The following is a 12,182-nucleotide window of genomic DNA, read 5'->3' on the forward strand; positions in this document are numbered from 1 at the left end:
GTCAGTACACGCTCGTCGTACGCGGGCGCGCCTCCCCCCGTGGGAGTGCGGGGTGTTCTGGTGTCCACACTCATCTAACCGAGTGACGGACAGTTTAGAAACGGCCTCGGAGCGTCATTGCTGTCGGCGCTCCGACAATCGGGGAGTGCCCCGGAGCGTGGCGCCCGGCCCGCTCAGGACCCGTGCCGCACCCGCTCAGGACCCGCGCCACACCCGCTCAGAACCCCCGCCACACCCGCTCAGGACAGGCGCCCGGCCGCCTCACACCGGGCACCCCCGCCTCCTCAGGCGCGGCGCCGCGACGCCTCGTACAGCACGACGCCCGCGGCCACACCGGCGTTGAGGGACTCCGCGCCGCCCGGCATCGGGATCCGCACGAGCAGGTCGCAGGTCTCGCCCACCAGGCGGGACAGGCCCTTGCCCTCGCTGCCGGCGACGATCACGACCGGGCCGGACAGCAGCTCCAGGTCCTGGAGTTCGATGTCGCCGTCGGCGGCCAGGCCGACCACGGTGAGCCCGGCCTTCTGGTACGCCTCCAGGGTCCGCGTGAGGTTGGTGGCCCGGGCCACCGACACGCGTGCGGCGGTGCCCGCGGACGTCTTCCAGGCGCCGGCGGTCATGCCGGCCGCGCGCCGTTCGGGCACGACCACGCCGTGCCCGCCGAACGCGGCGACGGAACGGACGACCGCGCCGAGGTTGCGCGGGTCGGTGACGCCGTCGAGGGCGACGATCAGCGGGTCCTCGCCCTGGTCGGCGGCGTCGGCGACGAGGTCGTCGGGGTGCGCGTACTCGTACGGCGGGATCTGCAGGACCAGGCCCTGGTGGTTGAGGCCCGCGGTGATGCGGTCCAGCTCGGGCCGGGCGGCCTCCAGCAGCGGCACGCCTCGGTCGGTGGCGAGCTTGAGCGCCTCGCGCACGCGGTCGTCGCTGTCGATGAACTGCTGGACGTAGACGGCGGTGGCCGGGATGTCGGCGCGCAGCGCCTCCACCACGGGGTTGCGGCCGACGACCATCTCGGCGGTGGCCTTGGCGCCGCGGCCGGACGGCCGCCGGGACTGCGCCGAAACCGACCGCTTGGCCTGGGCGTTGGCGATGCGGTTCTTCTTGTGGCCCTTGCGCATCTCGGCGGGGGGCGTCGGCCCCTTGCCTTCCAGGGACCGGCGCCGCTGACCGCCGCTGCCGACCGTGGCGCCCTTCTTGTTGGTCGTACGGCGGTTCCTGCGCTGGCTGTTGCCGGCCATGGGAGGCACTCTCATTCTTCGGTCAAGCTCAACAAACGTGTTCCGGCGCCGCGTTGGCGCCGTGGATGGGTCGCTCCCCAGCCCTGGGGCCCTCCGGGGAGGGCCCAGGGCGTCAGCTGTGGAGCGTCCAGCGGGACCCCGTCGGCGTGTCCTCGATCTCCAGGCCCGCCTGGACGAGCTGGTCGCGGATCGCGTCGGCGGTCGCGTAGTCCTTGCGGGACCGCGCCGACTGCCGCTGTTCCAGCACCAGCCGGACGAGGGAGTCGACGACGCCGTGCAGGTCGTCGCCGCGGTCCGCGCCCGTCCAGTGCGGGTCCAGCGGGTCGAGGCCCAGTACTCCGAGCATCGCACGGACCTCTGCCAGTCGCGCGACCGCCGATTCCTTGTCGTCCGCGGTCAGCGCGCTGTTGCCCTGCCGGACGGTGGTGTGGAGGATCGCGAGCGCCTGCGGGACGCCCAGGTCATCGTCCATCGCCTCGGCGAAGGCCGGCGGCACCTCGGCGGCCGGCTCGACCGGACCCGCCTTCTCGATGACGCGCTGCACGAAGCCCTCGATCCGCGCGAACGCGGCCTCGGCCTCCCGCAGCGCCTCCTCGCTGTACTCGATCATGGACCGGTAGTGCGGGGTGCCCAGGTAGTAGCGCAGCACGATCGGCCGCCAGCGCTGCACCATGTCGGAGACCAGTACGGAGTTGTCGAGCGACTTGCTCATCTTCTCGCCGCTCATGGTGACCCAGGCGTTGTGCACCCAGTACTGCGCGAACGCGTCGCCGAACGCCTTGGCCTGGGCGATCTCGTTCTCGTGGTGCGGGAAGATCAGGTCGATGCCGCCGCCGTGGATGTCGAAGGCCTCGCCCAGGTACTTGTGGGCCATCGCCGAGCACTCCAGGTGCCAGCCGGGACGGCCGCGGCCCCACGGGGTGTCCCAGGACGGCTCGCCCGGCTTGACGGCCTTCCACATGGCGAAGTCGCGCTGGTCGCGCTTGCCGGTCTCGCCCTCGCCCTCGGGCTGGCGGAGGTTCTCCAGCTCCTGGTTGGACAGCTCCAGGTAGTCCGCGTACGAGCGCACGTCGAAGTAGACGTTTCCGTCGGCGACATAGGCGTGGCCGCGCTCGATGAGGCCCTGCATCATCTCGATCATCTCGGGGATGTGACCGGTGGCGCGGGGCTCGTAGGTGGGCGGCTGGCAGCCGAGGGCGTCGTAGCCCGCGTTGAACGCGCGCTCGTTCTCGTAGCCGATGGCCCACCACGGGCGGCCCTGGACAGCCGACTTCGCGATGATCTTGTCGTCGATGTCCGTGACGTTGCGGACGAAGGTCACGTCGTAGCCGCGGTAGCGGAACCACCGCTGCATGATGTCGAAGTTGAGCCCCGACCGGATGTGCCCGATGTGCGGGGCCGCCTGCACGGTGGCGCCACACAGGTAGATCGAGACGCAGCCCGGCCGGAGCGGGGTGAAGTCACGGACCTGGCGCGCGTTGGTGTCGTACAGGCGAATAGTCACGCACCCAGGGTATCGGCCCGGGGCGGGTGCCTTGTGCCTCTTCGCAACCTCCCGGTCGAGGTCTGCTACAGCGGCGCCCGCGGTCCGCCCGGGAGCGGACCGCGGCCCGCTCAGACCCGGGCCACCAGCGCCGTGGCGATCGCCGCGAGGCCCTCGCCGCGACCGGTGAAACCGAGGCCGTCGGTGGTGGCGGCGCTCACCGCGACCGGGGCGCCGACGGCGGCCGACAGCACTTTCTGGGCCTCCTCGCGGCGCTTGCCGATCTTCGGGCGCTGCCCGACCACCTGGACGGCGACGTTGCCGATGGTGAACCCGGCGGCGCGGACGATCCGGGCCGCCTCGGTGAGCAGGGTGACGCCCGAGGCGCCCGACCACTCCGGGCGCCCGGTGCCGAAGTGCGCGCCGAGGTCACCGAGGCCGGCGGCGGAGAAGAGGGCGTTGCACGCGGCGTGGGCGACGACGTCGGCGTCGGAGTGCCCGGCGAGCCCCGGGCCCTCGCCCTCCCAGAGCAGGCCCGCGCACCACAGCTCGCGGCCCTCCTCGAAGGCGTGGATGTCGGTGCCGATGCCGACCTGCGGCAGGACCGGCGACGTGGCCGGCCGGGTCCCCGGCTCGGTGGGCTCAGTAGCCATCGGTGGCCCTCCGGCGGGCGAGGACGGCCTCGGCGAGCACCAGGTCGAGCGGCCGGGTGACCTTGAAGGCCTCCTCGTGCCCCGGCACCACCAGGACGGGGACGCCGAGCTGCTCGACCATGGAGGCGTCGTCGGTGACGTCGCGGGTGACGGTCGCGTGGGCCTTGCCGAGGGTGGCCCGGTCGAAGCCCTGCGGGGTCTGCACGGCCCGCAGCAGGGAGCGGTCGGGGGTGCCCGTGACGACGCCCGTCGCGGAGTCCACGCTCTTGACGGTGTCGGCCATCGGCAGCCCGGGCACGACCGCGGGCGCGCCGGAGCGGACCGCCTCGACCACGGACTCGACGGTCTCCACCGGCACCAGCGGTCGGGCCGCGTCGTGCACGAGGACCACGTCGACGTCGTCGGGCAGCGCGGCCAGGCCGAGGCGCACCGACTCCTGCCGGGACTCGCCGCCCGGCACCACGCTGATGTCCGTGGACTCGGGCAGTCCGTGGGCGTCGAGCAGTGCCCGGACGTCGGCGGCGCCCTCGGGCGGGGCCACCACGACGATCACCTGGACGGCACGGGCGCGGGCCATCGCACGCACCGCGTGGACGAGGATCGGGACCCCGCCCAGGGTGCGCAGCGCCTTGGGCGCGCCGGGGCCGAGCCGGACGCCACGTCCGGCGGCGGGAATGACGGCTGCGGTACGCAGGTTTGTGTCCTTGGATGAGATGGGTATCGCACTCAACGTGCCGGGCATCGCGTTCCCGGGACCCCTTCCGTGAAGTCCTGGGGGAACGCGAGCACAAGCATGCCGCAGCACCCGGCGATAGCGCTCGGCCGGGTGCTGCGGCGGTGTCCCCCGGTGCTGGCCGGGGGATGCGTCTGCGTGGTTCGGTACGCCGAAGGCGGTGTGGGTTCGGCACACCGTCAGGAGCGCGACACGAGAACGTCCGGAGGGGACGGTCTTACGACGCGAGGACCTCGTCGAGCAGCGCCTCGGCCTTGTCCTCGTTGGTGTTCTCCGCGAGAGCGAGTTCGCTGACCAGGATCTGCCGCGCCTTGGCGAGCATGCGCTTCTCGCCGGCCGACAGGCCGCGCTCGCGCTCACGACGCCACAGGTCACGGACGACTTCCGCCACCTTGATGACGTCGCCGGAGGCGAGCTTCTCCAGATTTGCCTTGTATCGGCGGGACCAGTTGGTGGGCTCCTCGGTGTACGGCGCGCGCAGCACCTCGAAGACCCGGTCCAGACCCTCCTGACCAACCACGTCGCGTACTCCGACGAACTCCGCATTGTCCGCGGGCACGCGCACCGTCAAGTCGCCCTGGGCGACCTTGAGCACCAAGTAGGTCTTGTCCACGCCTTTGATCTGGCGAATTTCGATGGCCTCGATCAGCGCGGCCCCGTGATGGGGATAGACCACGGTGTCGCCAACCTTGAACGTCATGTGACAGGTACCCCTTCCGTGGCTATCCAGGGTAACACGGGAACGGCCTCATCTGAATGGCGTTTTCGCAGGTCAGGGCATATCTCGGGGCTTGACAAGCGACCCCGGAACGTGCTGGAGGGTGCCGTACGGCGACGGTATCCGCAGGTCGGAGCGGGTATACGGGGACCCCGAAACATGACCGTCACAGGTCTGGAAGGCTCCGAACAAGGGGCGATACGTCCGTGTTTGTCACCCCCAGAGGAGTGGCTTGTCGCTACTCCGTTCGGGTCTGCGGCGTGATGAAGATCCAATTTTGCACAGTCATGGAAATCCCGGGGAAGTGATCACGCTAAAGGCGGGGCCCGGTGCGCGGGCCCGGCGACGGCTCGGTAATCTAAGGCCGCTAGAAGATCTTCCGATACCTGCTAGGTACCTGCCCAAGGAGATGCCGCCGCCGTGGTCCGCAGCAGCTTCCGTCGCGGCGCCCTCGCCGCCGTACTCGCGCTCTCGCTCGCTCCCCTTGCTGCCGCCTGCGCCGCCGGGAACGACGCGCAGACCCTGGAGGTCCAGCCGGACAGCGCCCAGTCGAGCACCAGCGACGTCAAGGTGCAGAACGCGTACGTCCTCACCGACCCGTCCGGTCCCTCGACCGTGACCGCCCGGGTGTTCAACAACGGCTCCACCCCCCAGACACTGCAGTCGATCGCGCTGGGCGGGAACGTCACCACCACCCTGGCGGCCCCCAACGGCGGCGGCAGCGTCGTCGTTCCGGCCCATGGCTCCGTTCTTCTCGGCGGCAAGGGCAACGCCTCGGCCGTGGTCCAGAGCGGCGGCGAGTCCCTGCGCAACGGCGACGTGCAGCAGGCGACGTTCACCTTCAGCCAGGCGGGCGCGGTCAGCCTGCCGGTGAACGTGACCCCGGCGGCCGGCTTCTTCGCGCCGTACGGGCCCAGCTCGGCGCCCACCACCGCCACGGCCACCCCCGGCACGATCGGCCAGGACAGCTCGGCCGGTCAGGGCGGCACCACCACCCCGACCACCAAGCCCAACGCGCCGGCCACGCCGACGAACACCACCACGCCGACCTCCTGACGGAGCACCGACGGAGCGCCGACAGCGCGCCGCGGACGGCACACGCGAAGGGCCCGGCACCCATGCCGGGCCCTTCGCTGTTTCACGGTCCCGCGGTCTACGGCTCGAACTTGTAGCCCAGTCCGCGCACGGTCACCAGGTAGCGCGGCGCGCCCGGGTCCGGCTCGATCTTGGCCCGCAGGCGCTTGACGTGGACGTCGAGGGTCTTGGTGTCGCCGACGTAGTCCGCGCCCCACACCCGGTCGATGAGCTGCATCCGCGTCAGCACCCGGCCGGCGTTGCGCAGCAGCATCTCCAGCAGGTCGAACTCCTTCAGCGGCAGGTCCACCTTGCCGCCGCCGACGGTCACGACGTGGCGGTCCACGTCCATGCGCACCGGACCGGCCTCCAGGGCGGCCGGCGAGACCTCCTCCGGCTCACCCCGCCGGCGCAGCACGGCGCGGATGCGGGCGACCAGCTCGCGCGAGGAGAACGGCTTGGTCACGTAGTCGTCGGCGCCTATCTCCAGGCCGACGACCTTGTCGATCTCGCTGTCCTTGGCGGTCACCATGATCACCGGGACATTGGACTTCAGCCGCAGCTGGCGGCAGACCTCGGTGCCGGGCAGGCCGGGCAGCATCAGGTCGAGCAGGACCAGGTCGGCGCCGTTGCGCTCGAACTCGTCGAGGCCGTCGGGCCCGGTCGCGGAGATCGCGACCTCGAAGCCCTCCTTGCGCAGCATGTACGACAGCGCGTCGCTGAAGGACTCTTCGTCCTCGACGACGAGTACGCGTGTCACGGAAGGACCTCCGGGGCGGGGATGTGTTCGGGGAGAGTCTGGAAGAGCTGATCCGCAGTGGGCTCGTCGGCGGGCTCGTCGCCCGGCTCGTGATCCACCTCGGCGTCGGGGTCGAGGCCCGGAGGGAGCGCCCGGTCGCGGGCGATTCCGGCCTCGGGGAGCCGCAGAGTGAACGTGGAGCCCTGGCTTTCGGCACTCCACACCGTGACCTCCCCGCCGTGCGAGGCGGCCACGTGCTTGACGATGGACAGCCCGAGCCCGGTGCCGCCGGTGGCCCGCGAACGCGCCGGGTCGACCCGGTAGAAGCGTTCGAAGATCCGCTCGCGGTCCTTCTCGGATATGCCGATGCCCTGGTCCGTCACGGAGATCTCGATGAGATCCCCTCCCGGCGCGCCGATCCGGCGGCCGGCGATGCCGACCCGGGTGCGGACCGGGCTGTAGTTGACGGCGTTCTCGACGAGGTTGCCGAGAGCGGCGGCGAGCTGGCCGCGGTTGCCCCAGATGAAGAGGTCCGGGGTCGTTCCGGTGGCCATGGTGATCTGTTTGGTGTTGGCCTGGTGGCGGCAGCGGTCGACGGCCTCGGCGACGAGGTCGTCCACGGCGACCGGCTCGGCGTCGTCGAGCAGGTCGTCGTTCTGCACCCGGGACAGGTCGATGATCTCCTGGACCAGGCTGGTCAGGCGGGTGGCCTCGATCTGCATGCGGCCCGCGAAGCGGTTGACCGCCTCGGGGTCGTCCGCCGCGTCCATCACGGCCTCGGACAGCAGGGACAGGGCGCCGACCGGCGTCTTCAGCTCGTGGCTGACGTTCGCCACGAAGTCCCTGCGCACCGCCTCGATCCGGCGGGCCTCGGTGAGGTCCTCGACCAGCAGCAGCACCAGCCGCGAGCCCAGCGGGGCCACGCGGGCGGAGACCGCCAGTCCCTCGCCGCGGCCCGCGCCGCGGCGCGGCAGATCGAGCTCGACCTGCCGTATCTCGCCGTCCCGCCGGGTCTCGCGGGCCATCTGCAGCATCTGGTCGACGGCCAGCCGGCCGCCGCGGACCAGTCCGAGGGCGTACGCCGCCGAGCTGGCCTTGACCACCGTGTCGCCCTCGTCCAGGACGACCGCCGAGGAGCGGAGCACCGACAGCACGGTGTCCACGCCGGGCGGCAGCACGGCGGTGCTCTGATCGGATCGCAGTGCGGTACGAGTCGGGCGGGACAGTTCCCGCTCGCTCCAGCGGAACGCGAGCACAGCGATGACGCCGGTCAGAAGACCGGCGATCGCACTGGCTGCGGCAACGGCCGCGTTCACGTCCATGGCTCCAGGTTAGGTGGACTGTTCACGCACCCGACAAGCCTGTGAGAGAGCTCTCGGATGTACGTTGCCAAGAGTTCACCTTCACGTAGGTGGTGGTTCACTCCGGGTGCGCGACCGGTACGCGTGCGCCCGTCAGCGTGGAAACGTGGCGGAGAAGCCTCGTTACAGACGGAAGGAAAGCGATGCGCGACGCATACCACGAGGAGCTGGACTCGATCGGTGACGGGCTGGTCGAGATGGCCCGCCTCGTCGGGTCCGCGATCGGGCGGGCCACCACTGCGCTGCTCGACGCGGACCTGAACGTGGCGGAGAGCGTGATCGCGGCCGACGAGAAGGTCGACGACCTCCAGCGCGACCTGGAGAACCAGGCGATCACCCTGCTCGCCCGGCAGCAGCCGGTGGCCACCGACCTGCGGATCGTCGTGACGTCCCTGCGGATGTCCGCGGACCTGGAGCGGTCCGGCGACCTCGCCCGTCACGTCGCCAAGCTGGCCCGGCTGCGCTTCCCCGAGAGCGCGGTGCCCAGCGACCTGCACAGCACCATCCTGGAGATGGGCCAGCTCGCCCAGCGCCTCATGGCCAAGGCGGCCGAGGTCATCGTCAGCAAGGACGTCGACGACGCCCTGCAGCTCGAGGCGGACGACGACCGCATGGACGAGCTGCACCGCACCCTCTTCCAGCACCTGCTGGACGACCGCTGGAAGCACGGCATCGAGACGGCCGTGGACGTCACCCTGGTCGGCCGCTACTACGAGCGGTTCGCCGACCACGCGGTGTCCGTGGCCAAGCGCGTCGTCTACCTGGTGACCGGTGAGCACGCCGACGAGCTGGCACCCGCGCCGACGCCCGTCGAAGGGGCGTAACCGCCCAAACACGGGGGCGTGGGGCGCTTGAAGTGCGCGGAATGCGGCGGACTGCCCCTGTGCGCCGTTGATGCGCCGTATCGCATCCGGCTTCACTGGGGGGAGGCAAGCCTGAGGAGGGTGTACTGATGCCGGAATCCCCCACGCCACAGCCCGTACACGACCGGTCCACGCCTGACGCCGCCCCGCTGCGGATCCCGCTCCCGCTGGTCGCCGCGTGCGGCTGCGGCTCGGGCTGCGGGTGCGGCTGCCAGTCGGGCGGCCCGTGCCAGTGCAGCGGGTGCACCCACTGACCGACCGCTCTTCCGACACCCCGAGGGCCCCTCGCGCGGATGCCTCCGCAGGCGCGAGGGGCCCTCGGCTGTGCGCGCTCCGTCCCCGTGGCCCGGGTGCCGCCGCTCCCGGACCGAGGGACGATTGAAGGAGAGCGATGCTCGATCCAGGAGCGTGTGCCATGTCCGGTCTCATCAACAAGAGTTTCGACAAGCCCGATGAAGTCCGTCCGTTCGAAGGAGGCACCGGCCAGCTCGAACTCCTCGACGTCGAGGCGGGCCCGGTCGGCAGGGCGGTGTTCGAACCCGGGTGGCAGTGGTCCAAGCACGTGAAGCCGATCGCCAAGACCGACAGCTGCCAGGCCGCCCACCTGTGCTACTTCGTCTCCGGCCGCATGAAGGTCGTCATGGACGACGGCGAGGAGACGGAGTACGGCCCCGGTGACGTCGGTGTCATCCCGGCCGGCCACGACGCGTGGATCGTCGGCGACGACCGCTGCGTCGTGATCGACTGGCAGGGCTTCGCCGACTACGCCAAGCGCTGAGCCCCCGTCCCCCGAGTGCCCCTGGCCGCCCCCCGCGGTTCGGGGGCATTGCCGTGCGGCGGCCCGGCTCCGGCCGTGCACCCGCCCCCGGGCGGGCCGGACGATCATGGGAGAGTGAGCCCATGACGGCACCGGAAGCCACGGTCGTGGCGGTCGACGAGGTCGAGGCACTCGCGGCGGACGGGCTGCGCTGGCTGATGGGGGTGGCACGGGAGACGCCCGGCGGCGGCCTCGCCTGGACGACCCGCCCCTCGGACACCGCGCTCAACCCCACGCTCTACACCGGCACGGCCGGGATCGTCCCCGTGCTCCTGGAGGCCTGGCGGCACTTCGGTGACGACGCCTGGGCCGACACCGCCGTGCGCGCGGCCCGCGGCATCGCCGAAGCCGTCGGCGCCTTCGACGGCGACTCCCTCTACTTCGGCCGCACCGGCATGGCCCTCGCCCTGCGGGCCGTCCAGCGCGAGCTCGGCGACGCGGCCGCCGGAGCCGCCGCCGACCACGCCCTCGACGTCGTCCGGTCGCACTTCGACGGCACCCGCTGGAACGAGTTCTTCGAGCTGATGGGCGGCAACGCGGGCATCGGCCTCGGGGCGCTGCTGGCAGGCGACGCCGACCTGGCCGTGCTGGCCCTGGAGCCCTACCTCCAGGAGGCGGAGCGGACCCCGGCAGGCGTCCAGTGGGCTCATCGCGCCGGCGTCGACGCCCGGGTGCACCACATCTCCCACGGCGCGCTCGGCATGGTCCTGGCACTGGCCCGGGTCGGCGACGCCACCGGCCGCGCGGACCTGGTGGAGCTGGCGCTGGCCGGCGCGTCGGACATCGTGGCTCGGGACGAGGCCGGGCCGGAGGGATTCCTGGTCCGGCACTCCACCCCGCAGTACCGGCCCGAGCTGGTCGAGCCGATCAGCTACGGCTGGTGCCACGGCCCGGCCGGCGACGCCCAGGTCTTCCGGCTGCTGCGGGACGTCACAGGCGACCCGGCGTGGCCCGCCCTGGCCGACCGCTGCTGGCACACGGTCACCCACGCGGGCCTGCCGCAGCGGCTGCGCCCCGGCTTCTGGGACAACAACGGCCGCTGCTGCGGCACCGCGGGCGTCCTGGCCCTGGCCTGCGACCGCATCGCCGAACAGCGGGACCCGCACGACTTCGCCCACGTCCTCGTCGCGGACCTCGCCGCCCGGGCGACCCGGGACGCCGCCGGCGCCCGCTGGTCCAACGTCGAGCACCGGGCCACCCCGAGCGACCTCGAACCCTGCACCGGCTGGGCGATGGGCAACGCCGGCATCGTCCGCGAACTCCTCCGCTTCGTGCGCGTCAGCCGCGGCGCCGACCCCCGCTACGCCTTCCCCTGGCCCGACCACCCGGCCGTCCGCCCTCCGCACGGCGCCTCGCTTCTTCCCTGACGGCCGGCGCCGGCGCGGAAGGCCCGCCGGGTACTCCGAGCCCGCGCCTCCCCGGCCTCCGGGGCGAGCCCGCGATGCGGCTATCCGAGTCACGCCGGGGCGCGCCGTGAGGGAGGGGTGCGCGGTCGGGGTATGTCGTTTCGCGCAAGGTGACCGCGGGAGCCCGAGGAGTCCAGCCATGTACGCAGTGATTCGGCGGTACGAAGGGGTGACCCAGCCCGGTGAGGCCGCGCGCCGCGTGGCCGACGGTTTCGTGCCCCTCCTCCAGCAGGTCCCCGGATTCGTGGCCTACTACTGGGTCGACGCCGGCGATGGCGTCATGCTCTCGACCAGCATCTTCGAGGACCGGGTCGGGACCGAGGAGTCGGTGAAGCGGGCCGCGGCCTTCGTCCGTGACAACCTCGCCGCCCTCCTCCCCAACCCGCCCCAGGTCACCGCCGGCCCGGTCGTGGCCACCGGCTGACCCTCTCCGCGGGGTGCGGCCCCCTACTTCGGGTCCCGGTTGAACGTCGCCATCGCCCAGACGTACCCGAGTGCGGTGAGGCCGAGACACCAGGCGACGGCGAGCCAGCCGTTGTGGCCGATGGGTGTGCCGAGCAGCAGCCCGCGCAGTGTCTCGATGGCGGGTGTGAACGGCTGGTACTTCGCGACGGGCTGGAACCAGCCGGGCATGGCGTGCACCGGCACGAACGCGCTGGAGATGAGCGGCAGGAAGATCAGCGGCATCGCGTTGTTGCCGGCCGCCTCGGCGCTCGGGCTGACCAGACCCATGCCCACCGCGATCCAGGTCAGCGCCAGTGCGAACAGCACGAGCAGCCCGAACGCCGCGAGCCAATCCAGCACCGTGGCCCCCGTCGAGCGGAACCCGATCGCCACCCCGATCGCACCGACCAGCACCACGCTGGTGACGGCCTGCAGGACGCCGCCCACGACGTGCCCGATGATCACGGACGGCCGGTGGATGGCCATGGTGCGGAAGCGGGCGATGATGCCCTCGGTCATGTCGTTGGAGACCGAGATCGCGCTGCCGATCGTCGTGCTGCCGACGGTCATCAGCAGCAGGCCGGGGACCAGATAGGCGAGGTAGGCGGAGCGGCCGGCGCCGCCGTGGCCGATGCCGGCGCTCATGGTGC

The 12,182-nt window shown here is 71.8% G+C and carries 13 protein-coding genes; 5 read left to right on the forward strand and 8 right to left on the reverse strand.

The features are described 5' to 3' along the window. Positions 1-284: 284 nt before the first annotated feature. From rlmB to K7862_RS21720, 5 genes are all read right to left on the reverse strand, one after another. Entirely contained in the window at positions 285-1,241 is a 957-nt protein-coding gene (gene rlmB, locus K7862_RS21700; RefSeq protein WP_222965032.1) for a 23S rRNA (guanosine(2251)-2'-O)-methyltransferase RlmB, read from the reverse strand. A 112-nt stretch (positions 1,242-1,353) separates the two neighbouring features. Continuing rightward, positions 1,354-2,745, reverse strand: coding sequence for a cysteine--tRNA ligase (gene cysS, locus K7862_RS21705; protein ID WP_222965035.1), 1,392 nt, complete (start codon positions 2,743-2,745; stop codon positions 1,354-1,356). A gap of 110 nt (positions 2,746-2,855) precedes the next feature. Beyond that, positions 2,856-3,377 carry a 2-C-methyl-D-erythritol 2,4-cyclodiphosphate synthase gene (ispF, locus tag K7862_RS21710; protein ID WP_222965036.1) on the reverse strand — a complete coding sequence of 174 codons (522 nt, stop codon included), beginning with the start codon at positions 3,375-3,377 and terminating at the stop codon, positions 2,856-2,858. Then, positions 3,367-4,119 (reverse strand): 2-C-methyl-D-erythritol 4-phosphate cytidylyltransferase, encoded by a 753-nt coding sequence (gene ispD / locus K7862_RS21715; RefSeq protein ID WP_222965037.1) that lies wholly within the window; start codon positions 4,117-4,119, stop codon positions 3,367-3,369. The genes ispF and ispD overlap by 11 nt, the downstream gene beginning before the upstream one ends. Before the next feature lie 208 nt (positions 4,120-4,327). Beyond that, positions 4,328-4,810, reverse strand: a complete 483-nt coding sequence (locus K7862_RS21720; RefSeq protein ID WP_033174074.1) for a CarD family transcriptional regulator — start codon at positions 4,808-4,810, stop codon at positions 4,328-4,330. A gap of 438 nt (positions 4,811-5,248) precedes the next feature. On the opposite strand from K7862_RS21720, the gene K7862_RS21725 reads away from it, so the two are divergent. Then, positions 5,249-5,884 carry a copper chaperone PCu(A)C domain-containing protein gene (locus K7862_RS21725; protein ID WP_222965039.1) on the forward strand — a complete coding sequence of 212 codons (636 nt, stop codon included), beginning with the start codon at positions 5,249-5,251 and terminating at the stop codon, positions 5,882-5,884. A gap of 97 nt (positions 5,885-5,981) precedes the next feature. Here the strand turns inward: K7862_RS21725 and phoP are convergent, their stop codons facing one another. Beyond that, entirely contained in the window at positions 5,982-6,662 is a 681-nt protein-coding gene (phoP, locus tag K7862_RS21730; protein ID WP_222965041.1) for a two-component system response regulator PhoP, read from the reverse strand. Next, positions 6,659-7,963, reverse strand: coding sequence for a two-component system sensor histidine kinase PhoR (gene phoR, locus K7862_RS21735; protein WP_222965043.1), 1,305 nt, complete (start codon positions 7,961-7,963; stop codon positions 6,659-6,661). The genes phoP and phoR overlap by 4 nt, the downstream gene beginning before the upstream one ends. Before the next feature lie 182 nt (positions 7,964-8,145). On the opposite strand from phoR, the gene phoU reads away from it, so the two are divergent. The 4 genes from phoU to K7862_RS21755 all read left to right on the forward strand — a co-directional run bounded on the left by phoU (position 8,146) and on the right by K7862_RS21755 (position 11,512). After that, complete coding sequence (gene phoU / locus K7862_RS21740; protein ID WP_222965046.1) at positions 8,146-8,826, forward strand: phosphate signaling complex protein PhoU; 681 nt, start codon at positions 8,146-8,148, stop codon at positions 8,824-8,826. 454 nt (positions 8,827-9,280) lie between these two features. After that, a complete protein-coding gene (locus K7862_RS21745; RefSeq protein ID WP_222965048.1) occupies positions 9,281-9,643 on the forward strand; it encodes a cupin domain-containing protein in 363 nt (120 codons plus the stop codon). A gap of 122 nt (positions 9,644-9,765) precedes the next feature. Continuing rightward, positions 9,766-11,049 carry a lanthionine synthetase LanC family protein gene (locus tag K7862_RS21750; protein ID WP_222965050.1) on the forward strand — a complete coding sequence of 428 codons (1,284 nt, stop codon included), beginning with the start codon at positions 9,766-9,768 and terminating at the stop codon, positions 11,047-11,049. A gap of 178 nt (positions 11,050-11,227) precedes the next feature. Continuing rightward, complete coding sequence (locus K7862_RS21755) at positions 11,228-11,512, forward strand: hypothetical protein (RefSeq protein WP_222965052.1); 285 nt, start codon at positions 11,228-11,230, stop codon at positions 11,510-11,512. A 23-nt stretch (positions 11,513-11,535) separates the two neighbouring features. On the opposite strand, the gene K7862_RS21760 is transcribed toward K7862_RS21755, so the two are convergent. Then, positions 11,536-12,182, reverse strand: a 647-nt coding sequence (locus K7862_RS21760; RefSeq protein ID WP_222965054.1) for an ABC transporter permease, incomplete at its 5' end; no start/stop codon positions are given.

Source organism: Actinacidiphila acidipaludis (genome assembly GCF_019890725.1).
Classification (GTDB): domain Bacteria; phylum Actinomycetota; class Actinomycetes; order Streptomycetales; family Streptomycetaceae; genus Actinacidiphila; species Actinacidiphila acidipaludis.

Excerpts from the sequence above, each read along its gene's own strand:
- rlmB (WP_222965032.1), bottom strand. The coding sequence starts at position 1,241 with ATGGCCGGCAACAGCCAGCGCAGGAACCGCCGTACGACCAACAAGAAG.
- ispF (WP_222965036.1), bottom strand. The coding sequence starts at position 3,377 with ATGGCTACTGAGCCCACCGAGCCGGGGACCCGGCCGGCCACGTCGCCG.
- ispD (WP_222965037.1), bottom strand. The coding sequence starts at position 4,119 with ATGCCCGGCACGTTGAGTGCGATACCCATCTCATCCAAGGACACAAAC.
- K7862_RS21720 (WP_033174074.1), bottom strand. The coding sequence starts at position 4,810 with ATGACGTTCAAGGTTGGCGACACCGTGGTCTATCCCCATCACGGGGCC.
- phoR (WP_222965043.1), bottom strand. The coding sequence starts at position 7,963 with ATGGACGTGAACGCGGCCGTTGCCGCAGCCAGTGCGATCGCCGGTCTT.
- phoU (WP_222965046.1), top strand. The coding sequence starts at position 8,146 with ATGCGCGACGCATACCACGAGGAGCTGGACTCGATCGGTGACGGGCTG.
- K7862_RS21745 (WP_222965048.1), top strand. The coding sequence starts at position 9,281 with ATGTCCGGTCTCATCAACAAGAGTTTCGACAAGCCCGATGAAGTCCGT.
- K7862_RS21750 (WP_222965050.1), top strand. The coding sequence starts at position 9,766 with ATGACGGCACCGGAAGCCACGGTCGTGGCGGTCGACGAGGTCGAGGCA.
- K7862_RS21755 (WP_222965052.1), top strand. The coding sequence starts at position 11,228 with ATGTACGCAGTGATTCGGCGGTACGAAGGGGTGACCCAGCCCGGTGAG.